This is a genomic window from Streptomyces sp. NPDC088810, from assembly GCF_044750305.1.
Lineage (GTDB): Bacteria > Actinomycetota > Actinomycetes > Streptomycetales > Streptomycetaceae > Streptomyces.
In genome coordinates, this window is sequence record NZ_JBIVJQ010000005.1 from 391,197 (window position 1) to 415,056 (window position 23,860).

Here is a 23,860-nt window from a genome sequence, read left to right on the forward strand (position 1 = left end):
CCGTGATCATGAAGCTGGTTACCGCATGATCAGATCAACACCACGCACCAGAGGTTGTACGAGATCTTCACTTTTTCTCCGGCCGTACGGAACGTCACCTCAGTCGAACCAGCGGTCCCGGGCCAGCTCCTCCGTCCGCGACGGGTCCTCCAGCAGGGCGGCCACCTCGAACCGGCGCGGCCACTGCCCCGCCGCCCAGGCCAGCCCGGCGGCGACCCCCTCCAGGGTGGCCGCGTGCAGCACCCCGTCGTCGGTCAGCCGCCAGTCGATCTCCACGCCGTCCACGACCAGTTCCTCGTGCTCGACGTACGTCTGCGGCGTCCGCGGTCCGAGCAGCACCCGCACCGCGTCCGGTACGTCGTGCTCGGTCCCCTCGGAGTGCACCTCGCCGGTGACGGACTCGCTCAGCCGCCGCACCTGGAACAGCTCGGCCAGCTCGGCGGCCCGCGCGGGCCGGACCGGCAGCAGCGGCACACCGGAGGTGAACGGCAGCAGATCCGGCGAGTCGACCACGACCGCCGCTCCCGCGTCCACCACCTCCACGCGTCCGTCGACCACGGCCCGCAGCTCGTCCGGCAGGGTCACCTGCTCGGGATCCAGTTCCGCCAACGCGCTGTACAGCCCGTGCAGTTGGGCGGACGTCACCGGGCGGTCGGGGTCGGCGAGACGGTCCAGCAGCTCGGCGGCCCCGCCGGGCTCGTCCAGCAGCGCGCCGACCGAGGTACGCACACCGAGCGCCCGCAGCACCTGCTCGTCCTCGAACCCGGTGGCGTCGGCCTCGTCGTACAGGCCGCGCAGCAGCGGGTCGCCGCCGGCGGCGAGCAGCCCGGCCGGGCGCCGCCCGTCGAGCACCGGGTGCCCGCGCAGCCACCACGCGGTGTACGGCCGTACGACCTCGTGGGTGCCGTCCGGGAGCAGGATCCGCACGGGCTGGGTGAGGGCGTCGCGCAGCGGCGGCCGGGCCAGCAGGGCGAGCGCCTCGGGCCAGTGGTCGTCGTCCACCAGGTCCAGGTCGCGGACGGCGACGAGTTCGGTGGCGACCGGCGGCACCGGGCTGTCCGGGAACCGGTCGAGGATGTCCTCGCACCACACGTCGACGGCGTCCAGCAGGCCGGCGTCGTCGGGTTCGGCGTAGTCGCCGTCCCGGGGCTCCAGCTCGTCCGGGTCGAGGACGACGTCGGTGGCGCGGACCAGCGCGAAGTCGGCGAGCACCCCGCACGCGGCGAGCGGCTGCTCGCCCCACTTCTCCGCCAGCTCGGCGTCCACGGCGGCGAGTTCACCCTCCCGGATGACCCGGGCGAAGGGGCTGCCGGGGAACACCAGCTCACCGGCGGGGGCGAGTTCCCCGTCCTCGTCGGGCAGCGCGAGCGCGCCCAGCCAGGGCTCCTCCCCCGGCTCCAGGCCGGCGTCCCGTACGAGCCCGAGCACCGTGTCGGCCAGTTCCTCGGCGTCCGGCGCGTCCTCCTCCCAGGCGAGGCCGCCGTCGTCCTCCAGCGAGTTCGCCACGGCGGCCCGCACCTGCGGGGTCGTCAGCACCGCGCGCGGGGTCGCGGGCAGCGCGCCGAGCTTCTCCAGCAGCGGGTGCGCGGCGTCCGCGTGGGCCACCTTCAGCCCGAGCCGGCCCAGCAGGTCCGGGTCGATGCGGGCGGCGTCCGGCGCGGGCAGCAGCACCTGCCGGGGCCCGATGGTGGTCCGGCCTCCCCCAGAGCCGAAAGCCTGGGAGGTGCCCCCAGCGAGCGGCACGGGCAGCCCGGACAACCGCTCCGGATCGACCCCGGCGAGGCTGTCGTACAGCCGCCACCACCACTCCGGCTCCTTCTCCAGCCCGGCGAGCCGGTCGACGGCGTCGGCGAGGGGCAGCCGGGCGACCCCGAGGGTGCGCAGCTCCACACGCCGCTCCAGCCCGGCCGGGAGCAGGGTGGGCAGCACCTCGGCGAGCACCCGCACGGTGCCGGCCCCGGCGCCCTCCACGACCTCGGCGTCCCGGGGCCGCAGGGCCTCCGGCAGCTCGTCGTCGCCCTTGCCCTCGACGGCCGGCGGCAGGAAGGCGGTGCGCGGCAGCCGCTCCAGCACGGCCTGCCGCAGGGCACCGTCCAGCTCCGCCTTGCCCAGCGGCCCGGGCACGAGGTCGATGATCCCCTCGCCCACCGGCCGCCAGGCGGCGAGCAGTTCGGCGTAGGCGTCGGCCGCGCGCTGCACCAGGAAGTCGGTGAGCGGGCCGGGGGCCGCGTGCCGGCGGGTGGTGTCCAGCGGGAACGAGGCGATGAGCAGCGCGGGCACGCCGAGCGGTTCGTCGCTCGGGGTGGGGGCGTGCAGGACCGGGGTGGTACGGGGGCGGGCCGGGGCGCCGTAGGCGTCGACGGGGACGGCCCAGGTCACCGACCAGTGCGGGCGCAGTCGCTCCTCGACGGGGCGGTCGGCTAGGAGGTCGGGGGTGAGCGGCCCGTGGGCGGACGCGGTACGCCAGTTGGTGATGCCGTCGCGGGAGTCCTCCACGACCGTGAAGGCACCGTCGGTACGCCGGCTGAGCGTGCGGGGGGCCTCGCCGTCGATCTCCACGACGACCTCCGCCAGCCCCGGCAGGGCGAGCAGCAGGGCGTCGTCGACGCCGGCGAGCAGCCGCTCGGCGAGATCGGCGGCGGCGGCGTCGCGCAGCGGCAGGATGACGGCGGTGTCGTACGGCTCCGGGGCGGTGCCCTCGGCGGCGAACGGCAACCGGAGCAGGGGCACGTGCCCGTCCCGGCGCCGCACCTCGTCCCCCAGCCCCGGGCTGTGCCGGGCCACGTCGGAGGCCAGTTCCCGGGCCTCGGCCAGCGACCAGCGCACACCCCCGTGCCGCCCCACGATCGCCGGTTCCTCGGTCACGGCGAGGACGGCGGCGAAGCCGACGCCGAACCGGCCGACGGCGCTGTGGGTCGCCTCGGCGTCCCGCTTGGCGGAGGCCCGCAGCGTGGACAGCGACTCGACACCGGCCGCGTCGAGCGGGGCGCCGGTGTTCGCGGCCACGAGGACGCCGTCGCGGAGGGTGAGCCGCAGGCGGCCCGGCACGCGGGCGCGGGCGGCGGCGTCGGCGGCGTTCTGGGCCAGCTCCACGACGAGCCGGTCCCGGTACCCGCCGAGCACCAGGTCCTCCTCGGCGTTGGCGTCCTCCCGGAAACGGGCGGGGCTGGTCGCCCAGGCGTCGAGCACCCCGCGACGCAGACGGGCGGTGCCGAAGGGGTCGGCGCCCTCGGCCGCCGGCCGCACGAACTTGCTCACGTTGACTCTCCTCTACGACGTGAGACCGAAGGTACAGCGCGGAGCCGGGAAGCAATCAACGCGGACGGGGAGGGTATGCGGTAGTGACCATCCGTTGGCACGAAGGTGCCGTCGCACGAAAGTGGTGCCCTCCCATGCCCGAGACACAGGACGTAGTCGAGCTGATCCTCCAGGACCACCGGCGTATGGAGGACCTGTTCCGGCTGATGCGCAGCGTGGAAGAGGACCGGACCGCCGCGCTGGAGGAGTTCGCCGATCTGCTGATCGCGCACGCGCTGGCCGAGGAGGCCAAGGTGTATCCCGCCCTCAAGCGGTACAAGAACATCGAGGACGAAGAGGTCGAGCACGGCGAGCACGAGCACGACGAGGGCAACAAGGCCCTCCTGGAACTCCTCCAGGTGGAGGAGGTCGGCTCCGAGGAGTGGGACGAGAAGCTGGAGGCGCTGGTGGAGGCCGTCACCCACCACGCCGACGAGGAGGAGCGCACCATCCTCAACGGTGCCCGCGAGAACGTGGCGATGCAGCGGCGCGAGGAGCTGGGCGCGGCGTTCCGGGAGGAGCGTGAGCGTCAGCTGAAGTCCGGCTGCGGCTCCCTCGAGAACGTCCGCCGCATCGTGGAGTCGTCCTGACCCGCGCACCGGTGCCGGGCTCTCACGGGCCCGGCCCGGGGTCCGGCTGCACGGCACGGCCCAGTCCGGCCCGGGCCGCCTCCAGCTGCGCGGCGAACGCGATGCCCAGGAAGAGGGCCACCCCGGTCAGGTTGGCCCAGAGCAGCAGGGCCACGAAGGCCGTGAGCGGCCCGTACACGGCGCCGAAGGAGCCGCTGCGGGAGACGTAGAGCGTCAGCAGCCAGGTCGCGGTGACCCACAGCACCAGGTGGACGGCGGAACCGAACGCCAGCCAGGTGTATCCGGGCTGGTCCCGGCGCGGCGACCAGCGGAAGATGACGGCGGAGGCGATCCAGGCGAGGGCCGTTCCCACGGGCACCTCCAGGGCGCCCCACCACGCCGGCGGCCGGGGGGTGCCCAGGGCCTCGGTCGTCGCGGCGGTCATGGCCTCGCCGGCGACCAGGACCAGGAACCCCAGGACCATGGGCACCCCGGCGGCGAAGGCGAGCAGCACGGCCCTGCCGTACTTCCGCGGGAAGGGCCGGTCCCGTTCGATGCCGTAGATCCGGTTGGCGCCCCGCTCCACCTGGCCCATCGCCGAGGCCAGGTTGAGGACGGAGAAGACCAGGCCCAGGCCCAGCGCGAGGGTGCTCCAGGCGTCGGAGCCGGCGGTGCGGCGGGTGCCGCGCAGCGCCTCCCGGATCACGTCGGCGCTGGCGCCCGGCACGATCCGGCCCAGGGTCAGCTCGATGATCCGCCCCACGCTCTCCGTGTGCGCGGCCGTGGCCAGGCCGACGAGCGCGATGGTGAACGGCACCATGCCCAGCACGATCTGGAAGCCGAGGGCGCGGGCGTTGGTGAAGCCGTCGGCGTAGCGGAACCGGGAGAAGGCGTCGATCAGCAGTCGCAGGCCCCCGTAGCGCCGCAGCGCGGTGAAGGCCTCGTCGCCGGAGAGCTCGTCGCCGATCATGTCCCGGGTCTGCGGGACGTGCACCACCGTGCCCATGGTCCGTGCCCCTCCTCACCTGGGGCCGCGGCCGGCCGGCACCGCGGGGTCCGGGTGGTTGCCGGGTCCGCCGCCCGGTCCGGCCAGCGGGGTCGGCGACAGGTCCGTGGGTTCCTCACCCGGTTCGAGCAGGGTGTCCGCCGCACCGACGATCAGCGGGTCGGGGGTGCCGACCGCCTCGCGGTCCTTGGCCGGGTAGTCGAAACGGTCCAGCAGACTGCGCATCGCCTCCAGGCGGCCCCGCCGCTTGTCGTTGTTCTTCACGACCGTCCAGGGCGCGTGCGCGGTGTCGGTCGCCCGGAACATGTCGACCTTGGCCGCGGTGTAGTCGTCCCAGCGGTCGAGGGAGTCCAGGTCGGTGGGGGAGAGCTTCCAGCGGCGCACCGGGTCGACCTGGCGGATCGCGAACCGGGTCCGCTGCTCGGCGCGGGACACCGAGAACCAGAACTTCACCAGCAGGATGCCGTCGTCGGTGAGCAGCCGCTCGAACAGCGGCGCCTGCCGCAGGAACTGCCGGTGATCTTCTTCCGAGCAGAACCCCATGACCCGCTCGACTCCGGCCCGGTTGTACCAGGACCGGTCGAAGAAGACCATCTCCCCGCGGGCCGGCAGGTGCGTCACGTACCGCTGGAAGTACCACTGCCCGGCCTCCCGCTCGGTCGGCTTGTCCAGCGCCACGACGCGGGCCCCGCGGGGGTTCAGCCGCTCGGTGAACCGCTTTATGGTGCCGCCCTTGCCGGCCGCGTCCCGCCCCTCGCACACCACGACGATCCGCTGCCCCGTCTCCTTCACCCAGCGCTGCAGCTTGAGCAGCTCGATCTGCAGGATCCGCTTGGTCCGCTCGTACTCGCGCCGGCCGATCCGGTGGTCGTAGGGGTGGTTCTCCCGCCAGGTGGCGACCGGCCGGCCGTCGGCATCCAGCAGCACCGGCCGCTCCGGCTGCCGGTCGTCCACCTCGAACCCCCGCAGCAGGTCGTCCTCGCGCACCGTGCCGCGGGTCTCCCCCGTCTCCGTCGCCTGCTCGTGCTCGGCCACGCCACCGCCTCTCCGCCTCGCCTCTCGCCGGGGCCGGGCGCACCCCGGTCTCCTCACACGTGCCCGCGCAGCCGGGTCCCAGACGCCTGTACCGTCGCTGGGGTCGTTCCTCCGTACCGTGCGAGACAGGAAGGCGATCACATGCCCGAACTGCGCCTGGGACCGCTGCTGAGGTACACCGACGGCTCCTGCGCGACCGTGTGGGTCGAGACGAGCCGGCCCTGCACGGTCGAGGTGCGCTGCTCCGACGGCGCGGCCGGCACGGCCGGCACCTTCCAGGTGGCCGGGCACCACTACGCGCTCGTCACGGTGACCGGCCTGGAAGCGGGCACCTCACCCTCCTACGAGGTGTTCCTGGACGACACCCCGGTGTGGCCCCTGCCCGACTCCCGCTTCCCGCCCTCCGTCATCCGCACCCCGGGCACCGGCGACGCCGTCCGCGTCACCTTCGGGTCGTGCCGCTGGGCCGCGCCCCCGGCGGACGGCAAGGACCCGGTCGGCCCCGACGCCCTCGACACCCTGGCCACCCGCCTGGCGGCCGACCCCGGCGCCGAGCGCCCCGACGTCCTGCTGCTCCTGGGCGACCAGGTCTACGCCGACGAGACCTCCGAGGAGACCCGGCGCCGGCTGGCGGCCCGCCGCGACCTCGACCAGCCGCCCGGCGCCCAGGTCACCGACTACGAGGAGTACTGCCACCTCTACTACGAATCCTGGCTCGACCCGGAGGTCCGCTGGCTGCTGTCCACCGTGCCCAGTTTCATGATCTTCGACGACCACGACATCGTGGACGACTGGAACACCTCCGCCGCCTGGCTCGCCGACATGCGCACCACGGACTGGTGGCAGGAGCGGCTGCTGAGCGGCCTGATGTCCTACTGGGTCCACCAGCACCTGGGCAACCTCTCCCCCGCCGAACTGGCCGACGACGCCACCTGGGCCGCCGTACGCGCCACGCCCGACGGCACGCCCGCGCTCCGCGCCCTCGCCGAACAGGCCGACGCCGACTCAGCAACGGTCCGCTTCAGCTACCGGCGCGACTTCGGCCGGGTCCGGGTGGTGATGGTCGACTCCCGGGCCGCGCGGGTCCTGGAGGAGGGCCGGCGCGCCATGCTCGACGCGGGCGAGGCCGACTGGCTGCGCAAGCAGGTCCTGGGCGACGAGGGGGCCTACGACCACCTCCTGATCGGCACCTCCCTGCCCTGGCTGCTGCCGCACCTGGTGCACGACACCGAGGGCTGGGACGCCGCCCTGTGCGCCGGGGAACGCGGCGACCGCTGGGCCCGCTTCGGCGAGTGGCTGCGCCGCGGGGCCGACCTGGAGCACTGGGCGGCCTTCCCCCGCTCCTTCGCCGACCTCGCCGGCCTCATCGCCGAGGCCGCGGCGGCGCCGGGCGCCCCGGCGAGCGTGTGCGTGCTGTCCGGGGACGTGCACCACGGCTACATAGCGGAGGCGACCTGGCGGTCCGGCGACGTCGGCATCCCCGTCGTCCAGCTCACCTGCTCACCCGTGCACAACTCCGTGCCGCTGGCGATGCGGATCGGCTTCCGCGTCGGCTGGAGCGCGCCGGCCCGCTTCCTGGGCCGCCTGCTCGCCCGGCACGGCCGCAGCCCCAAGCCGCCGGTGCGGTGGCGCAAGCGGGGCGGGCCGTGGTTCGGCAACCAGCTCATGACCCTGACGCTGAACGGCCGCTCGGCCCACCTGCGCCTGGAACGCACCGGCAAGGAGGCGAGGCTGCACACGGTCCACGAGGCGAGCCTCACCGACTAGTTCAACGCGTTCAGCCCCGGGCGGCGTAGGAGACGAACTCCGTCCAGGTGGAGGGGGCGACGGCGAGGAGGGGGCCGTTGTCCTGCTTGGAGTCACGGATGTGGATGGTGGAAGGGGTGGGGGCCACCTCGATGCACGAGTCGCCTTCGCTGCTGCTGCTGTAGCTGCTCTTGAACCAGTTCAGGCCCACTTCCACGCAAGAGTCGCCGTCGGGGCCGTCGCTGTAGCTGCTCTTGAACCAGCGGATCATGTCTCTCCCAGCAGGTGCTCAACGAGGGCCAGCGACTCTTCGGGGCGAAGAGCCTGCGCCCGGATGGTGCCATACCGCAGCTCAAGGACGCGTAGATCCCGGAGGTTGGAGACCGTGCGGCCGTTGAATGCACCATCGGAACGGCCGACAGCCGTGCCGTCCTCGAACTTGAGCAACTCGATCCTTCCACTCATGCCGGGATGCGGCGGGCTGTCCAACGGCATGACCTGGAGCGTGACGTTGCTCAACCGCCCAATCTCCAGCAGGCGTTCGAACTGCTGTTGCCGCACCATTGTGCCCCCAACCTTGCGGCGCAGAGTCGCCTCTTCCAGGACGAAACTCAGGGAGGGAGCGGGCGTCCGCTCGAAGATCGACTGTCGAGCCATGCGGGCAGCCACCCTGCGTTCCAGATCCTTCGGCGCGTAGGCGGGCTGCCAGGACTGCAGCAGCGCCCGTGCGTGCTCCGGTGTCTGCAACAGACCATGGATGCTGCTGCAGACGTACACCCCTAGCTCGACCGCCTTGGCCTCCACCTCCGCCAGCGCCCGAACCTTCTTCGGATACCGGACCTTCTCCACGTCCTCCTTCATCGCGGACAGCAACCCGCCCGCGTCGAGGATCTTGTCCGCCTTGTCGAGGTACTCCGGTCTCGGGATCCGCTTGCCGGACTCGATCTTGTAGACCATGTCCTCGCTGTACCCGACCGTGCTGGCGAACTCGGCCGCGCGCATGCCCAACGCCTCGCGGCGCAGCCTCAGCTGGCGGCCCACCGTGGCGATGACGGCCACGCCCCACTCGTCATCGGGTTCGACCTCCCACCCCGGCTCCTCTTCCTCACTCACACCGCATCCCCTTGTCGACAGGTCCGGACACCACAGGACAAGCGACGGACAGTGACCCTACGCAACCCCTCCGTCACTATCCACAGGTAGCAGCCACCGCCACTCTGGGTGATGTGAACCAGGAAATCTCCACCCACATCTCCACCCCCATCCCGCACCTCGCGGTCCGCCTCTCCCCCACACCCCGAGGCGCCCGGCTGGCCCGGCTGCTCGCCAGGGAGCAACTCCGCTCCTGGGGACTCCCGCTGGAACCGGCGGAGCTGATCGTGGCCGAGCTGGCGGCGAACGCGGCCACGCACGGCCGCGTGGCCGGGCGGGACTTCCGGCTGATGATGTACGCGGTCGGTGACACGCTCCGTATCGAGGTGACCGACACGCGCGGTGACCGCATTCCGCAGGCTCTCCAGCCCGCGCCGGACGCCGACGGCGGGCGGGGGCTGCTGCTCGTGGACGCCCTGGCGGAGCGCTGGGGTACGGCGCCCGGGCCCTCACCGCGCAAGACGGTGTGGGCCGAGGTGCGCGTGAAGGCTCAGGAGTGGCCGAGTTCCGCGGTCTCGTCGTCGCCGGTCTCGGGGACCGAGCCCGAGTCGCGGGCCGGGCGGAGCGGGAAGGGGTCGACGCGAGTCTCGTCGATGACGGGCGGGGCGGGCTGCGGGGGCTTGGGCATGACCGCCGCCTCCGAGTGGCCGCCGCAGCCGTAGGCCAGCGAGACCACGCGGCCGTCCGCCGGCGAGAACTCGTTGGCGCAGACGCCGAAGGCCTGGCCGAGGGAGCCGCCGATGCGGGCGAGGAAGCCGCAGCTCACACAGGAGGCGGGGGCCGCCTGGGCCATCGCGGTCTTGGGGCCGAAGGCCTCCTCCCAGCGGTCCGCGGCGGTGTGCAGGCCGTAGCGGGACAGGACGCGCGCGCGGCGCAGACCCAGCTCCTCGGCCACGGACGCGATGGAGCCGCGCGAGGGGATCGTCGGCTGGACGGCGGGCGCGCCCGGGGTGACGTCGGCGTCCTCGGCCTCCGCCAGTTCCCGCATCTCCTCGGAGACCAGCGAGTTCGGCGGCGGCTCCTCCTCGCCCGTGTAGCCGGGTTCCAGGCGCAGGTCGTCCTGGTCGGTGGGGAGCAGGTCGCCCGGACCGAGGTCGCCGGGGCGCAGGCGCTCGCTCCACGGGACCCACTCGGGGGCGAGCAGGGCGTCGGGGCCGGGCAGCAGCACGACCTCGTCCAGGGTGACGATCTTGGCGCGGGATGCTCGGGCCACCGTCACCGCCCAGCGCCAGCCCCGGTAGCCCGGTTCCTTGCACTCGAAGAAGTGCGTGACCACGCGGTCGCCCTCGGAAACCACGCCGGCGTGCTCGCCGACCACGCCGGGGGCGGCGGCCTCCTCGGCGGCGGCGCGGGCGAGGTCGACGGCCTCGGCGCACAAGCGGTCGGGGGTGCGGCTTCGCGTGGTCGCTGCGCTCACAGGTATCGCTTCTCTCCTACGCCGTCTCGTCGAGTGCGGCTGCCTCCGGCGGTTTCGCCGACGGAGCGGACCTGGGGACCGCATCGACGTCTGCATCCGCGCGCCTGGGCGCACCTCTGCCATCCATTCTGCGTTATGGCTGAGATAGGCACGCTACACCGGACAGGATTCGTGGATTTTCCCACCCGCCCCCCTGCCTGGGCCGACCGGGGCCGTACGCCGCCACGCGGGCCGTGTCCGCACTATCCGGCGGCATCTCGGGGCACTATGAACGTCGTGGCAGCCGCGGACAGGGCGAGTGGTCGGGGCGGCGGTTCGGGCCGGGTGGGCGGTGCCGTCCGCGCGGTCGGCCGTGCCCTGCAGCGTCCGGTCACGGGCGCGGCGCGGGGCATCCGCAGGGTGACGCACGCGCACGGCGCGGGAGAGTCGGGCCTGGGCAAGCTGATCGAGCTGCACGCGGTGAACGGCGCCGGGGACGTCATGGTCACGGTGGCGCTGGCGTCCACGGTGTTCTTCTCGGTGCCGACGGACGAGGCGCGCGGGCGGGTCGCCCTGTACCTCGCCATCACGATGGCCCCGTTCGCCGTCCTCGCCCCCGTCATCGGCCCCCTGCTGGACCGGCTGCCGCACGGGCGGCGGGCCGCGATGGCCGGGGCGATGCTGGCGCGGGCGCTGCTCGCGCTGGTCATCTCGGGGGCGGTGGCGAGCGGCAGCCTGGAGCTGTATCCGGCCGCGCTGGGCGTGCTGGTGGCGTCGAAGGCGTACGGCGTGGTGCGCAGTGCCGTCGTACCGCGGTTGCTGCCGCCGGGGTTCTCGCTGGTGAAGGCCAACTCCCGGGTCACGCTCGCCGGGCTGCTGGCCACCGGTGCCGCCGCGCCGGTCGGGGCGGGGCTGCACGCGCTCGGCGATCCCTGGCCGCTGTACGGCGCCTTCGTGATCTTCGCTGCCGGTACGTTTCTGTCGTTCACCCTGCCGCCCACGGTGGACTCGGCGAAGGGCGAGGGCATCGCGCTGCTCGCGGCCGACGAGCAGCATCTGCGCGGGCCGCACCGGGGGCAGGGGAAACGGCCGGGGCTGCGGACGGTCGGGCCGGCCGTCACACACGCGCTCGGCGCCAACGCCGCCCTGCGCTGCCTGTCCGGCTTCCTGATCTTCTTCCTCGCCTTCCTGCTGCGCGAGCACCCGCTGACCGGGGAGAGCGCGGCGGTGTCGCTCGGGATAGTGGGCGTCTCGGCAGGCGCCGGCAACGCCCTGGGCACGGCGGTGGGGGCCTGGCTGCGGTCCCGCGCCCCGGAGATCATCATCGTGGCCGTCGTCGCGGTCGTCCTGGGTGCCGCGATCGTGGCCGCCGTGTTCTTCGGCGCGTTCCTGGTGGCCTGTCTGGCCGCGGTCGCCGGGTTCGCGCAGGCGCTGGCCAAGCTGGCGCTGGACGCGCTGATCCAGCGGGACGTGCCGGAACTGGTGCGCACCTCGGCGTTCGCCCGCTCGGAGACGCTGTTGCAGATGGCGTGGGTGTTCGGCGGCGCGGTCGGCATCGTGATGCCGCTCAACGGCACGGTCGGACTGATGGTCGGCGCCGCGTTCGTGGCCGTCGGCTGGCTGGGCACGCTGAAGGGCCTGCTCGCCTCCGCCCGGCAGGGCGGCCGGGCCCGGCCGCAGGTGGCGTAACGAACCGGGCACGCCGCACCCCACGTGGGCGGACGGCTGCGGGGGCCCGATAGCCTTCGGGCATGACCACGCTGCAATCCGTTGTGCGACGCCGCCGCGCCGTCGCCGTTGCCGGTGCCGTTTCCGCCGGACTGCTCGTCCTGTCGGCCTGTGACAAGCCGACACCCGTCGCGACGATCACCGTCGGCCGGGACTCGGTCAATTCCGAGGCCCTCTGCTACAACGACGGCAAGCCGCTGGACGCCGAGTCGCTCAAGAAGTGCTCCAAGAAGGCCCGCGACGCCAAGTCGATCAAGGTCGGCCAGGACCAGACCGTCCGCATCGGCGTCGACCCCAAGATCGCCGACGCGGGCTGGATCCTGCTGATCAACGGCCGCCCGGCCGGCGACATCAGCAATCTGTCGTACCGCACGATCCCGAGCAGCGTGTTCTTCGCCGCCCAGTACGGCACGCAGGGCGAGACCAACACGCTCGCGGTCCAGATGGGCGAGGACAAGTCCAGGAAGGGCCTGTGGACCTTCAAGCTGAAGAAGGCCTGAGCACGATCTCCTTCCCGGTCCTCGTCGCCACCGCGGTCCCCGTCGAACGGGACGCGGTGGCAGGGGCGCTGCCCCCGGCCGCCGAGGAGACACGGCTGCCGGGCGGGTCCCTGCGCCGTACGGCCGCGGGCCTCGACCTGCTCGCCGCCGGTGTCGGCCCGGCGCTCGCCGCCGCCACCACCGCCGGCGCCCTCACCGCCGCCGCGCTGGCCGGCCGCCCCTACCGCCTGGTCGTCTCGGCCGGGATCGGCGGCGGCTTCCTGCCGGAGGCGCCCGTCGGCTCCCTCGTCGTCGCCGACGCGATCACCGCGGCCGACCTGGGCGCGGAGACCGCCGACGGCTTCCTCCCGGTCACCGAACTCGGCTTCGGGACCGTCACCCACCGTCCGCCGGAATCACTCGTACGAGTCGTGTCCGAGGCCACCGGCGCCCGTACCGGCACGATCCTGACCGTCTCCACGGTGACCGGCACCGCCGCCCGCGCCGCCGCCCTGCGCGCCCGGCACCCGGGCGCGCTCGCCGAGGGCATGGAGGGTTTCGGGGTGGCGGAGGCGGCCGCCGCGCACGGTGTGCCCGTGCTGGAGATCCGCGCGGTCTCCAACCCGGTGGGCCCCCGGGACCGCGCCGCCTGGCGCATCGGGGACGCCCTCGCCGCCCTCACCGAAGGCTTCGGGAAGCTCGCGCCCGCATGGGAGAGTTGGAACACGCATGACCAGTGAGCAGCAGCAGTCCCTGCGGATCGTCTACTCCCCCTGCCCGAACGACACCTTCGTCTTCGACGCCCTCGCGCACGGCCGCGTCCCCGGCGCCCCCGCGCTGGACGTGACCTTCGCCGACATCGACATCACCAACGGCATGGCGGAGCGCGGCGAGTCGGACGTGCTGAAGGTGTCGTACGCCGTCCTGCCGTACGTCCTCGACGCGTACGCGCTGCTGCCGTGCGGCGGGGCGCTGGGGCGGGGCTGCGGGCCGCTGGTGCTGACCCGGGAGGCCGGGGTCGATCTGACGGGCCGTACGGTCGCGGTGCCGAGCGAGAAGTCGACCGCCTACCTGCTGTTCCGCCTGTGGGCCGCCGACACGCTTCCGGGCGGGGTCGGCGAGATCGTGGTCATGCCGTTCCACGAGATCATGCCGGCCGTGCGGGACGGCAAGGTGGACGCGGGCCTGGTCATCCACGAGGCCCGGTTCACCTACCAGAACTACGGTCTGCACAAGCTCGCCGACATGGGCGAGCACTGGGAGCTGACCACCGGGCTGCCGATCCCGCTGGGCGCGATCATCGCCAAGCGGTCGCTGGGCGCCGAGACGCTCGGCCGGCTCGCCGAGTCCGTCCGGGCCTCCGTACGGGCCGCCTGGGACGATCCGGAGGTCTCCCGACCGTACGTCATGGCGCACGCCCAGGAGATGGACCCGGCCGTCGCCGACCAGCACATCGGGCTGTACGTCAACGAGTTCACCGCCGACCTCGGCGAGGACGGCTACGCGGCCGTACGCGGGCTGCTCACCCGTGCGGCGGCCGAGGGGCTCGTACCGCCCCTCGGCCCGGATGCGCTCGCGTTTCCCTGACGGGTTCCGCCGGTTTCGGACGTCCGGCGGTTCTATACGTCCAGTTGGTCGGCGACCGCGCGGAGCAGGCCGGCGATCTTCTTGCCGGACGCCTTCTCCGGGTAACGGCCCTTCTCCAGCATCGGCGTGATGTTCTCGAGAAGGGTCGTCAAATCCTGCACGATCGAGGCCAGCTCGTCCGGCTTCTTGCGGGTGGCGGCGGCGACCGACGGGGTCGGGTCGAGCACGATCACCGAAAGGGCCTGGTCACCGCGCTGACCGGCGACGACACCGAACTCCACGCGCTGTCCCGGCTTGAGCGAATCGACTCCGGCGGGGAGAACCGAGGAATGGACGAAGACGTCACCGCCGTCGTCGCGGGAGAGAAAGCCGAAGCCCTTCTCGCTGTTGAACCACTTGACCTTGCCGGTAGGCACGTCTGTCCTCGTCCTCGTACTCGTTGGGAAAACTACTTCGGAAACGGCTCTTGATAGCACTAGAGCGGGTCGACCATGACCCGCCGCTACCAAGCGCTACCAAGGCTAATGGTCTTCGGGCGGGTGACAAGACGTCCCCCGGTTGTTCTCTCGCGCAGGGAACTACCCTGGTCCGGTGCGTGACAAAACCCAAACGAATTCCGCCGCGCCCGGTGACCGACTGATCCGCGCCGGTGCCGTCGTGTTCTTCATCGGTGCCGTGGCCACCCTCGTCACGGTGGCCCCGCTGTTCCTCGGAGCGAAGCCTTTTCCGACCTACATGTTCGGTCTGAGCATGCTCATGGCCGTCGGATTCCTGGTGGCCGGCGCCGGTGTCCTGCGGTCCGTCGCCGCCGCACGGCGTCAGGCGAGGAAGGCGGCGCCGGGCGCCTCCCGGTAGCCGGTGAGCCACTCGGGGAAGTCGGACAGGGCGCCCAGCACGACGTCCGCGCCGGCCTCCCGCAGCTCGTCGGCCGGGCACGGGCCGGTCGCCACGGCGACCGAAAACGCACCTGCCGCGCGGGCTCCGCGGACGTCCCCGACGTGATCGCCGACGTACACGCCGGCGCCGTACTCGCGCAGCGCCGCCGCCTTCTGCTCGGCCCACAGGTCGCCGACGACCACGTCCGGCTCGATGCCGAGGTGTTCCAGGTGCAGCTTGGCGTTCGGCTCGTACTTCGCCGTCACCACCATCGTCCGGCCGCCGGCCGCCCGCACCGCGTCGATCGCCTCCCGGGCGCCGGCCATCGCGGGCGTCGCGGCGATGGCTATCGAGGGGTACATCTGCCGGTACAGATCGGCCATCGCCGGCACGTCCTCGGCCGGGAACCAGTTGATCAGCTCCTCCGCGAGCGGGGGGCCCAGCCGGGTCACCGCCAGGTCGGCGTCGATGAACGTACCCGTCCGCTCGGCCAGCGCCGTGTAGCACGCACGGATGCCCGGCCGGGAGTCGATGAGGGTCATGTCGAGGTCGAACCCGACGGTCAGCGAGGAGGCCATGCGGGACATTGTGCCGGGTACCTCCGGCGGTTCGGCCGGGCGGGACTGCGCCGTGGGGGCGGCTGTGGTGTGCCGGGTGCGGGTGCTGGTCGGCTGGTCGCGCCCGCAGCCGGACCACGGCCGTGACCCCCGCGGCGACTAGCCGGCCTTTCTCTGGGAGCGCCAGAGGAGGAACAGGGCCGAGGCGACCGCTGCTCCCCTGACCACCCACGGCCAGGTCTCGCCGACCGCGTCGTTCATGTGGCCCCGGGCGATCGGTTCACCCCAGCGGCCCTCACTGCGGCCCCACAGCCACACCAGACCGGCCGCGACCGCCGTGCCCGGCAGGACCATCACCGCCCACTTGGTCTCCGCGGCCGTCAGCCGACGCGAGCCGTAGGCGATCGCCCAGCCCAGGAGCAGCGCGAACCAGTTGCCGAGCACGGCCCCGGCGACCAAAGCGCCGGCGGCCAGCAGCAGCAGGGGGTTGGACCAGCCGGTGGCGGGGGCGGGCAGCAGGCGGCGGCGCCGGGCGGGCGCGGCTTCCGGCGCGGGCGCGGCGGGCTCCACCGCAGCCTCGGTCTTCTCGGCGGGAGCCGCCTGCGGGGGGCGCTTGAGCAGTTCCGGGATCTCCACACCGCCGACGAACCCCGGCACCGGGTCGGTGTCGCCCAGGGGGCTGCCGGTCCGCCACCAGTCGGGCGGTGCCGTGCCGTCCCCGAGTTCGTGGGCGGGGGCGAGGTGCGGCGGGGCCGCGGTGTCGCGCGGGGCGGGCGGCCCGGGCTCGGCGGGGCGCGGGCGCGGTACGACCCGGCGCAGCCCCTTGGGCCGCTGCCGCTCCGCCGGCTCCGGCGCACGCTCCCGGGAGGACGGCTGCGCCGGTACGGCGGCGGGGGGCGGCTGCGGGCCGCCGCCGGTGCCGCCGGCCGCGGAGACCACCTCGTCCGGGGTGCCCAGGCGGTCCAGGATGCGGCGGACGGCGGCGGGCGAGTCCACCGTCGTCTGCGCCCGGTGCCGGTCGATCTCGTTGCGCAGTTCCGACACGAGCCGCATCCGTGTCGCGGACGGCAGCTGCCGCTGCTGAGCGATGTCCCCGACCCGGCTCAGATACTCGTAGACGACCTGGTCGCTCTCGATCCCCACGGAACCCCTCCGGGGTGCGCCGACTGATACCCGGTGAGGACGGTACCGCTTCCCGCGGACGCCCCCGGCACGGGGAAGTCCGCTAACGTTGGCCGGATGAGCCCCGAGGCCCACTCAGCCCCTCGGTCCCTCGCGGAGGCGCTCCGCGCGCGGGACGACACGTCCCTGGCCGCGCTGCTGCGCAGCCGCCCCGACCTCATCACCCCCGTCCCCACCGATCTCACCCAGCTCGCCACCCGCGCCGGCACCCGAGCCTCGGTGCTGCGCGCGCTGGAGCGGCTGGACCGGTTCGCGTTGCAGACGGCGGAGGCGCTGGCCGTGGCCCCGGACCCGGCGTCGTACGACACGCTGCTCGGGCTGATGGCGGGGGACGCCGGGCACGAGACGGTGGCCGGCGCGCTGCCGCGGGCCCTCGGCACCCTGCGCGAACAGGCGCTGGTGTGGGGCGGGGACGACCGGCTGCGGCTGGTGCGGACCGCCCGCGAGCTGCTCGCGCCCTCCCCGCAGCACCCGTCGCCGACCGGTCTCGGGCCGACCGTGCAGGAGGCCACCTCGGGCATGTCGCCGGGGCGGATACAGGAGATCGTGACGGCGGCCGGGCTGCCGTCGACGCACGACTCGGTGTCCGCCGTGACCGCGCTGACCGGGCTGTTCACCCACCGCAAGAAGATGGCGAAGCTGCTCGCCGGGGCCCCGGAGGCGGCGCGCGAGGTGCTGTCCCGGCTGGCGTGGGGGCCGCCGTACGGGCAGGTCACGGCGGATCCGGCGGCGCATCTGCGCTGGCTGCTGGACCGCGGCCTGCTGCTGCCGACCGCGCCCGGGACGGTCGTCCTGCCCCGCGAGGTCGCCCTGCACCTGCGGGAGGGCCGCGCCCACCGGGTGCCGGAGCCGCTGCCGCCCGCCGTGGCGCCGGCCGCGACGCACAGCCCCCAGGTGGTGGACGCCACCGCGGCCGGGCAGGCGTACACCGCGCTGGCCACCGTGGAGGAGCTGCTGAAGGACTGGGACGAGGGCGGCCCGGCCGTGCTGCGGGCGGGCGGGCTGAGCGTCCGCGACCTGAAGCGGACCGCCGTGGCGCTGGACGTGTCCGAGCCGGTCGCCGCCTTCTGGACCGAGCTGGCCTACGCGGCCGGTCTGATCGCCTCCGACGGCGAGGCCGACGAGCGGTACGCGGCCACCCCGGCCTACGACGAGTGGCTGGAGCAGCCCCCGGCCGAGCGCTGGGCCCGGATCGCCCAGGCGTGGCTGACGGCCACCCGGACGCCGGGGCTGGTCGGCGGGCGGGACGCGAAGGACCGGACCCTGTCGGCGCTCGGCCCGGGCCTCGACCGGTCCGCCGCGCCGGAGGTACGGCACCGGGTGCTGTCCCTGCTCGCCGGACTGCCGCGGGGCGCGGCCCCGGACACCGAGTCGGTGCTGGCCCGGCTGCGCTGGGAGCGCCCGCTGCGCGGTGCCCGGAACGACAGCGGCGAGGACGACCTGCGCACCCGGCTCGCCCGCTGGACGCTGTCGGAGGCGGAGCTGCTGGGCGTGACCGGGCGGGGCGCCCTGTCGGCGCACGGCCGCGCGCTGCTGGGCGCGCCACCGGCCGGGGGGCCGGCCGGGAACGCCGGTGACCCCGCTGCCCGTGCCACCGAACCCGCAGGCGGCGCACCCGCTCCGGGCACCCCGGCAGCCGGCCTGTCCGAGCCCGCCGGGCCCGGGGACAAACTTCCGGTGCACCATCACCGTTCGTCCGACCGGCTCGGACCCCTCTCCCCGGCCGACCAGGCCGTCGCGGGCGCCGCCGCGGCCCGGCTGCTCGCCCCGCTGCTGCCGGAGCCGCTGGACCACGTCCTGCTCCAGGCCGACCTGACGGCGGTGGCGCCCGGTCCGCTGCGGCGACCGCTCGCGGACGTGCTCGGGGTGCTCGCGGACGTGGAGTCCAAGGGCGGCGCGACCGTGTACCGGTTCACGCCGGCCTCCGTCCGCCGCGCCCTGGACGCCGGCCGGACCGCCGCCGACCTGCACGCCTTCCTCGCCGAGCACTCCCGCACCCCGGTGCCGCAGCCGCTCGCCTACCTGATCGACGACGTGGCCCGCCGGCACGGCCACCTGCGGGTCGGCGCGGCCTCGGCGTACGTCCGGTGCGACGACGACGCGCTGCTGAACGAGATCCTCGCGGACAAGCGGGCCGCCGCCCTGCGCCTGCGCCGCCTCGCGCCGACCGTGCTGGCCACGCAGTCCGACCCGGCGACGCTGCTGGAGGGGCTGCGTGCGATGGGGTACGCGCCCGCCGCCGAGTCCGCCGAGGGCGATGTCCTGATCACCCGGGCGCACGCCCACCGCACCCCGCCGCGCACCGCGCCCGAGCCGGTGCCGGACGGCCCGCCGCCGCCCGACACCACGCTGCTCGCGGCGGCGATCCGCGCGATCCGGGCCGGTGACCTGGCCGCCACCGCCCCGCGCAAGGCCGTCGGCGAGCCCCTGACGGGCGGCGAGCTGCCCCGCACCTCCGCCGCCGACACCCTGGCCACCATGCAGGCCGCCGTCCTGACCGGCGACTCGGTGTGGATCGGCTACGTCAACGCCGACGGCGCCGCCAGCCAGCGGGTCATCGCCCCGATCCGGGTGGAGGGCGGCTTCGTGACGGGGTACGACCACACGGCGGACGAGGTGCGCACCTACCCGCTGCACCGGATCACCGGGGTCGCGGAGCTGGCGGACGACTGAGTTTCAGCAGTCGCCGACCGGCGCGTCCGCGGGCAGGCCGAAGTGGGCGCGGGCCGCGCTCTGCAGCGGGTCGGACGACATCGTGTCGTCCAGGGCGGCACGGGCGAAGAAGCCGAAGTGGGCCTGGGTCCAGTCCCCGTTCCCGGCGCCGTCCGGCGGCGCCTCGCGCGAGACCACCCGGTAACCGCCGTGCGGGTCCCGCTCCAGCCGCACCACCTGCGGGCCCCGTCCGCCGCCGCACTCCACCAGGCCGCCGCCGCGCACCCCGTACTCCAGGCACAGCGTGTCGAGGCCCGCGCGCACCTCGTCGCCGCGCTCCGCCAGGTCGAGCGCCTCGGCCCGGCAGAACCAGCGCGCCTGCAGCCCCGGCACGTCCTCGCCGTAGCCGGTGCCGTGGCTCTCCGCCGCGAGCCGGGCCTCGATGACCGGCCGCACCTCGTCCCACAGCCGTGTGTCGACGGCCCCCGGCCGCATCGCCCAGGTGCCGGTGGCCGCCAGTACCACCACGGCTCCGGTGCCGACGGCCCATCTGCGTGCCGACATCCTGAACTCCTCACCCGGCCGCGCGCCCGCGCCGCCTCCCGTGTGTGAGGACTCGCGGCGGGGCGAGGGGGTTGCACACGGCGTCCGGTGCCGCCGTCGATCTTGCGGCCGTGGAGCGCTCCGGCCGCATGAGGCACACTGGACGTTTGGCCGTTATGGAAGGGTGTGCCGCGCGTGAATGGTCCGCTGATCGTCCAGTCCGACAAGACCCTGCTCCTCGAAGTCGACCACGAGCGGGCCGACGACTGCCGGCGGGCCATCGCGCCCTTCGCCGAACTGGAGCGGGCACCCGAGCACATCCACACCTACCGTGTCACCCCGCTCGGCCTGTGGAACGCGCGCGCCGCCGGGCACGACGCCGAGCAGGTCGTGGACGCCCTCGTCCAGTACAGCCGCTACCCCGTGCCGCACGCGCTGCTCGTGGACATCGCCGAGACGATGGACCGCTACGGCCGCCTCACCCTGTCCAAGCACCCCGCGCACGGACTCGTCCTCACCACCACCGACCGGCCGGTGCTGGAGGAGGTCCTGAAGTCCAAGCGCATCGCCCCGCTGGTCGGTACCCGGATCGACCCGGACACCGTGGCCGTGCACCCCTCCGAGCGGGGCCAGATCAAGCAGACGCTGCTCAAGCTGGGCTGGCCGGCCGAGGACCTCGCCGGGTACGTCGACGGTGAGGCGCACCCGATCGAGCTGCTGGAGGACGGCTGGGCGCTGCGCCCGTACCAGAAGCAGGCCGTGGAGAACTTCTGGCACGGCGGCAGCGGGGTCGTCGTGCTGCCCTGCGGCGCCGGGAAGACGCTGGTCGGGGCCGGGGCCATGGCCCAGGCGAAATCGACCACGCTGATCCTGGTCACCAACACCGTCTCCGCCCGGCAGTGGAAGCACGAGCTGGTGAAGCGGACCTCGCTGACCGAGGACGAGATCGGCGAGTACAGCGGCACGAAGAAGGAGATCCGCCCGGTCACCATCGCCACCTACCAGGTGCTGACGACCAAGCGGAAGGGCGTCTACCCGCACCTGGAGCTGTTCGACTCCCGGGACTGGGGGCTGATCCTCTACGACGAGGTGCACCTGCTGCCCGCGCCGGTGTTCAAGTTCACCGCCGACCTCCAGGCGCGGCGCCGGCTGGGGCTCACGGCCACCCTCGTGCGCGAGGACGGCCGGGAGTCGGACGTGTTCTCCCTCATCGGGCCCAAGCGGTTCGACGCGCCGTGGAAGGAGATCGAGGCGCAGGGCTACATCGCGCCGGCCGACTGCGTCGAGGTCCGGGTCAACCTCACCGACTCCGAGCGGCTGGCGTACGCCACCGCCGAGACGGAGGAGAAGTACCGGTTCTGCGCGACCACCGAGACCAAGCGCAAGGTCACCGAGGCGATCGTCCGCCGGTTCGCCGGGCAGCAGATCCTCGTCATCGGCCAGTACATCGACCAGCTGGACGAGCTGGGCGAGCACCTGAACGCCCCGGTGATCAAGGGCGAGACCTCCAACGCGCAGCGCGAGAAGCTCTTCGACGCGTTCCGCGAGGGCGAGATCAGCGTGCTGGTGGTGTCGAAGGTCGCCAACTTCTCCATCGACCTGCCCGAGGCCACGGTCGCCGTCCAGGTCTCCGGCACCTTCGGCTCCCGGCAGGAGGAGGCCCAGCGGCTCGGCCGGGTACTGCGCCCCAAGGCCGACGGCCACCAGGCCCACTTCTACTCGGTCGTCGCCCGCGACACCATCGACCAGGACTTCGCCGCCCACCGGCAGCGCTTCCTGGCCGAGCAGGGGTACGCCTACCGGATCGTGGACGCGGACGAGATCCTGGCCGACAGCTAGTTCGTCACGCCGTGTGGACCTCCAGGGCGGCGCGCACGGCGGACTCCAGCGCGCCCTCGATCCACGCCGGTTTGACGGAGGTGTGGTCGCCCGCGAAGTGCAGGGGCCCCTCGGGCGTCGGAATGGACGGGAGCAGTTCCGTGTGCTGGCCGGGCAGGAGGACGGACGCCTCGCCGTAGGCGTAGGGGTCGCGCAGCCAGCTCTGGGTGCGGCCGGCGCCGGTGTAGAAGACCTCGATCCGCCGGCCGTAGACCTCCTGCAGGCCGCACAGGGCGTGCGGATAGCGGGCGTCGTCGTCGAGGGAGTCCCAGCGCAGGGCGTCGTCCGCCCAGCTGTAGGAGGCCAGGACCACCCCGCCCGGGCTGCCCGGGACCGGGTGGGACGGGTGGTACATGAAGCGGTTGGCGTTGTCCGACACCGAGCCGCCGCCGATGACGCCGGCCGCTTCCGGCTGGTCGCGGGCGACGGCACGGTTGGCGGCGTAGTGGATGCGCTGGGCGGGGGTGATGTGGCCGGGCGGCACGGACGGGTGGGCGCCGAGCAGGCGGCCGTCGTCGGGGGTCCGTCCGGTGCGGTAGGCGTCGTAGAGACCGGGGTCGATGCGGTGCAGCTCCCGCTTCCAGTCGGACTCGTCGAACTCCCACCAGCGGCGGCTGAACTCCAGCAGCACCTTGGTCGCGCAGTCGTAGTGCAGTTCGGTGATCGCCCGCCGTTTGGCGTACGACATCGGCGGGCTGACCTGCACATGGCGCAGGCCGGAGAAGGGCACGGTCACCACGGCCGCGTCGGCGGTGAACTGCTCCCGCACGACCGGGCCCGCGCGCCCCTCAGAGACGGTGTCCACCCACACCCGGGGCCCCTTGGCGTGGACGTGCTGCGTGTCTCCGCCGGCGCGGTCGGGGTCGTAGTACTCGATCCGCGTGACCCGCCGGTCGAACCGCACGGCGTCGCGGACCCTGGCCAGCAGGGCGTCCGGCAGGACGGCCGTGCCGCCCTCCAGCTCCCAGAACGCGGTGTCCGGGCTGATCAGGGAGGAGCCGATGAAGCTGTGGACGAAGGACAGGGGCAGCCGTGAAGTGAGGTTCTCGATGGTGCCGATGAGGTCGACCGTCCGCTCGTCCAGGCCCGCGTGCTCGGTCAGGAAGCGGAACATCGACCAGTCGCCGAAGCGCTGGATCACCCTGGCCCAGCCGCGGACCCGCTCGGGCAGCGGCTTGTCGATCCGCTTGCCGTCGGGACCGACCGTGCTGAACTCGTCGCGCACCGGATCGAGCACCGAGCGCAGGATGGCCGCGGCCGGCGTGTCCCAGTGGGCGCGCGGGACGCCGAAGGAGCGGTTGATACGCCGGGGCGCGCGGGCGTAGTCGGCGCGTCGCATGCGGACGCCGTTGACGTGGATCCAGGTGTGGGCGGCGGGGCGTCCCTCCGCGTCGACGTCGACGTAGTGGAACGGCCGTTTCCGCAGGCCCAGTTGGTCGATGAGATCCATCACCAGCGGATGGCTGCCGGGCAGCCGCATCGCACCGGCCTCGGCGTACTGGCGGGGGTCGGCGAAGGGCTGCGCCGCCTTCTCGTGGCCGCCGCGGCGGAACGTCTTGATGCGCCCGCCCGCCCGGTTGCCGTTGGCCTCCAGGACGGTCACACGGTGTCCGGCCCGCCGCAGCAGCCATGCCGTGACGAGGCCGGCCGGGCCCGCCCCGACGACGAGGACGCTCTTGGGCCCGCCCGCCCGCGCTCGCGGGAGACCGTCCCTGAGCACGCGCTGGTAGCCGGGGACGAGGTGCCGGTCGCCGGAATCGACGACCAGCAGGGCCCGGGCGACGGCGAGGCAGCGGTCGAAGTCCGCGCCGCGCGGCCTGGCGGGGGCCGCCGGGGCGGGAGTCCGAGGAGGCGCCTGGGCGGGCAGGGCCGCCGCGCTGCCCGCGCTGAGGAGGGTGGCCACGGCGGTCGTGCCCGCGGCGGTCGTGAGCGTACGCCTGGTGAGGCAGCCGTTGCCGGCGTCCGCCTGGTGATCTTCGGTCATGGCGAACTTCTACTGGCACCCCGAGCCGGTGCGCGCCGGGTTGCGGCGGATTGCCACGGACGAGGGAAGGCCGCAGTCCAAACCCGTAGGGCCCGGGTGCGCGGGGGCACGACGGGGCGGTTCCCTGCATCCGGTTACGGCGAAGGGATGAATCGTGCGCCGTGCCGCGCGGCGCGGGGCGCCGGGTCAGGAC

Annotated in this window: 21 protein-coding genes and 1 pseudogene; 11 read left to right on the forward strand and 11 right to left on the reverse strand. The window is 73.7% G+C overall.

The window, feature by feature from the left end:
- Positions 1 to 99: 99 nt before the first annotated feature.
- Positions 100 to 3,258, reverse strand: coding sequence for a sacsin N-terminal ATP-binding-like domain-containing protein (locus ACIP4Y_RS19550; protein WP_401394813.1), 3,159 nt, complete (start codon positions 3,256 to 3,258; stop codon positions 100 to 102).
- A 134-nt stretch (positions 3,259 to 3,392) separates the two neighbouring features.
- On the opposite strand from ACIP4Y_RS19550, the gene ACIP4Y_RS19555 reads away from it, so the two are divergent.
- A complete protein-coding gene (locus ACIP4Y_RS19555) occupies positions 3,393 to 3,887 on the forward strand; it encodes a hemerythrin domain-containing protein (RefSeq protein ID WP_401394816.1) in 495 nt (164 codons plus the stop codon).
- A 22-nt stretch (positions 3,888 to 3,909) separates the two neighbouring features.
- On the opposite strand, the gene ACIP4Y_RS19560 is transcribed toward ACIP4Y_RS19555, so the two are convergent.
- Together ACIP4Y_RS19560 and ppk2 are read right to left on the reverse strand one after the other, a co-directional pair.
- Positions 3,910 to 4,872 (reverse strand): YihY/virulence factor BrkB family protein, encoded by a 963-nt coding sequence (locus ACIP4Y_RS19560; protein WP_358647566.1) that lies wholly within the window; start codon positions 4,870 to 4,872, stop codon positions 3,910 to 3,912.
- Between the two features lie 15 nt (positions 4,873 to 4,887).
- Complete coding sequence (gene ppk2, locus ACIP4Y_RS19565) at positions 4,888 to 5,907, reverse strand: polyphosphate kinase 2 (protein ID WP_401394820.1); 1,020 nt, start codon at positions 5,905 to 5,907, stop codon at positions 4,888 to 4,890.
- Positions 5,908 to 6,048: 141 nt separating this feature from the next.
- Here ppk2 and ACIP4Y_RS19570 point away from each other — a divergent pair, with 141 nt between their 5' ends.
- The gene (locus ACIP4Y_RS19570) at positions 6,049 to 7,674 is read left to right on the forward strand and encodes an alkaline phosphatase D family protein (protein ID WP_401394823.1); all 1,626 of its coding nucleotides are present in this window, start codon (positions 6,049 to 6,051) and stop codon (positions 7,672 to 7,674) included.
- Positions 7,675 to 7,684: 10 nt separating this feature from the next.
- Here ACIP4Y_RS19570 and ACIP4Y_RS19575 read toward each other — a convergent pair whose 3' ends face one another.
- Entirely contained in the window at positions 7,685 to 7,924 is a 240-nt protein-coding gene (locus ACIP4Y_RS19575; protein ID WP_401394826.1) for a DUF397 domain-containing protein, read from the reverse strand.
- Entirely contained in the window at positions 7,921 to 8,766 is an 846-nt protein-coding gene (locus ACIP4Y_RS19580; RefSeq protein ID WP_401394829.1) for a helix-turn-helix domain-containing protein, read from the reverse strand. The genes ACIP4Y_RS19575 and ACIP4Y_RS19580 overlap by 4 nt, the downstream gene beginning before the upstream one ends.
- Before the next feature lie 113 nt (positions 8,767 to 8,879).
- Here ACIP4Y_RS19580 and ACIP4Y_RS19585 point away from each other — a divergent pair.
- Positions 8,880 to 9,173 (forward strand): annotated as a pseudogene (locus ACIP4Y_RS19585) (ATP-binding protein); the annotation flags it as partial.
- Between the two features lie 122 nt (positions 9,174 to 9,295).
- On the opposite strand, the gene ACIP4Y_RS19590 reads toward ACIP4Y_RS19585, so the two are convergent.
- On the reverse strand, positions 9,296 to 10,222 hold the full coding sequence (locus tag ACIP4Y_RS19590; RefSeq protein WP_401394832.1) for a DUF3027 domain-containing protein: 927 nt from the start codon (positions 10,220 to 10,222) through the stop codon (positions 9,296 to 9,298).
- Positions 10,223 to 10,489: 267 nt separating this feature from the next.
- On the opposite strand from ACIP4Y_RS19590, the gene ACIP4Y_RS19595 reads away from it, so the two are divergent.
- The 4 genes from ACIP4Y_RS19595 (at position 10,490) to ACIP4Y_RS19610 (ending at position 13,995) form a co-directional block, all read left to right on the forward strand.
- On the forward strand, positions 10,490 to 11,890 hold the full coding sequence (locus ACIP4Y_RS19595) for an MFS transporter (RefSeq protein WP_401394835.1): 1,401 nt from the start codon (positions 10,490 to 10,492) through the stop codon (positions 11,888 to 11,890).
- Positions 11,891 to 11,952: 62 nt separating this feature from the next.
- Positions 11,953 to 12,429, forward strand: a complete 477-nt coding sequence (locus ACIP4Y_RS19600) for a DUF2771 domain-containing protein (RefSeq protein ID WP_358647552.1) — start codon at positions 11,953 to 11,955, stop codon at positions 12,427 to 12,429.
- Positions 12,402 to 13,148 carry a futalosine hydrolase gene (locus tag ACIP4Y_RS19605; RefSeq protein WP_401394838.1) on the forward strand — a complete coding sequence of 249 codons (747 nt, stop codon included), beginning with the start codon at positions 12,402 to 12,404 and terminating at the stop codon, positions 13,146 to 13,148. The genes ACIP4Y_RS19600 and ACIP4Y_RS19605 overlap by 28 nt, the downstream gene beginning before the upstream one ends.
- Entirely contained in the window at positions 13,138 to 13,995 is an 858-nt protein-coding gene (locus tag ACIP4Y_RS19610; RefSeq protein ID WP_401394841.1) for a 1,4-dihydroxy-6-naphthoate synthase, read from the forward strand. The genes ACIP4Y_RS19605 and ACIP4Y_RS19610 overlap by 11 nt, the downstream gene beginning before the upstream one ends.
- A 32-nt stretch (positions 13,996 to 14,027) precedes the next feature.
- On the opposite strand, the gene ACIP4Y_RS19615 is transcribed toward ACIP4Y_RS19610, so the two are convergent.
- The gene (locus ACIP4Y_RS19615; RefSeq protein ID WP_358647546.1) at positions 14,028 to 14,411 is read right to left on the reverse strand and encodes a cold-shock protein; all 384 of its coding nucleotides are present in this window, start codon (positions 14,409 to 14,411) and stop codon (positions 14,028 to 14,030) included.
- 175 nt (positions 14,412 to 14,586) lie between these two features.
- On the opposite strand from ACIP4Y_RS19615, the gene ACIP4Y_RS19620 reads away from it, so the two are divergent.
- A complete protein-coding gene (locus tag ACIP4Y_RS19620; protein ID WP_401394845.1) occupies positions 14,587 to 14,850 on the forward strand; it encodes a hypothetical protein in 264 nt (87 codons plus the stop codon).
- On the opposite strand, the gene ACIP4Y_RS19625 is transcribed toward ACIP4Y_RS19620, so the two are convergent.
- On the reverse strand, positions 14,814 to 15,458 hold the full coding sequence (locus tag ACIP4Y_RS19625) for an HAD family hydrolase (RefSeq protein ID WP_358647542.1): 645 nt from the start codon (positions 15,456 to 15,458) through the stop codon (positions 14,814 to 14,816). The two genes, ACIP4Y_RS19620 and ACIP4Y_RS19625, sit on opposite strands and share 37 nt — an antisense overlap.
- On the opposite strand from ACIP4Y_RS19625, the gene ACIP4Y_RS19630 reads away from it, so the two are divergent.
- Complete coding sequence (locus tag ACIP4Y_RS19630; protein ID WP_401394849.1) at positions 15,448 to 15,591, forward strand: hypothetical protein; 144 nt, start codon at positions 15,448 to 15,450, stop codon at positions 15,589 to 15,591. The genes ACIP4Y_RS19625 and ACIP4Y_RS19630 overlap by 11 nt on opposite strands.
- Here the strand turns inward: ACIP4Y_RS19630 and ACIP4Y_RS19635 are convergent.
- Positions 15,588 to 16,571 carry a hypothetical protein gene (locus ACIP4Y_RS19635; RefSeq protein WP_401394852.1) on the reverse strand — a complete coding sequence of 328 codons (984 nt, stop codon included), beginning with the start codon at positions 16,569 to 16,571 and terminating at the stop codon, positions 15,588 to 15,590. The two genes, ACIP4Y_RS19630 and ACIP4Y_RS19635, sit on opposite strands and share 4 nt — an antisense overlap.
- A gap of 96 nt (positions 16,572 to 16,667) precedes the next feature.
- On the opposite strand from ACIP4Y_RS19635, the gene ACIP4Y_RS19640 reads away from it, so the two are divergent.
- Positions 16,668 to 19,283 (forward strand): helicase-associated domain-containing protein, encoded by a 2,616-nt coding sequence (locus ACIP4Y_RS19640; RefSeq protein WP_401394854.1) that lies wholly within the window; start codon positions 16,668 to 16,670, stop codon positions 19,281 to 19,283.
- Between the two features lie 3 nt (positions 19,284 to 19,286).
- Here ACIP4Y_RS19640 and ACIP4Y_RS19645 read toward each other — a convergent pair whose 3' ends face one another.
- Positions 19,287 to 19,826 (reverse strand): hypothetical protein, encoded by a 540-nt coding sequence (locus tag ACIP4Y_RS19645; RefSeq protein WP_401394857.1) that lies wholly within the window; start codon positions 19,824 to 19,826, stop codon positions 19,287 to 19,289.
- A 174-nt stretch (positions 19,827 to 20,000) separates the two neighbouring features.
- On the opposite strand from ACIP4Y_RS19645, the gene ACIP4Y_RS19650 reads away from it, so the two are divergent.
- Complete coding sequence (locus ACIP4Y_RS19650; RefSeq protein ID WP_401394859.1) at positions 20,001 to 21,644, forward strand: DNA repair helicase XPB; 1,644 nt, start codon at positions 20,001 to 20,003, stop codon at positions 21,642 to 21,644.
- A 4-nt stretch (positions 21,645 to 21,648) separates the two neighbouring features.
- Here ACIP4Y_RS19650 and ACIP4Y_RS19655 read toward each other — a convergent pair whose 3' ends face one another.
- Positions 21,649 to 23,667 carry a flavin monoamine oxidase family protein gene (locus ACIP4Y_RS19655; protein WP_401394862.1) on the reverse strand — a complete coding sequence of 673 codons (2,019 nt, stop codon included), beginning with the start codon at positions 23,665 to 23,667 and terminating at the stop codon, positions 21,649 to 21,651.
- Between the last annotated feature and the right edge of the window lie 193 nt (positions 23,668 to 23,860).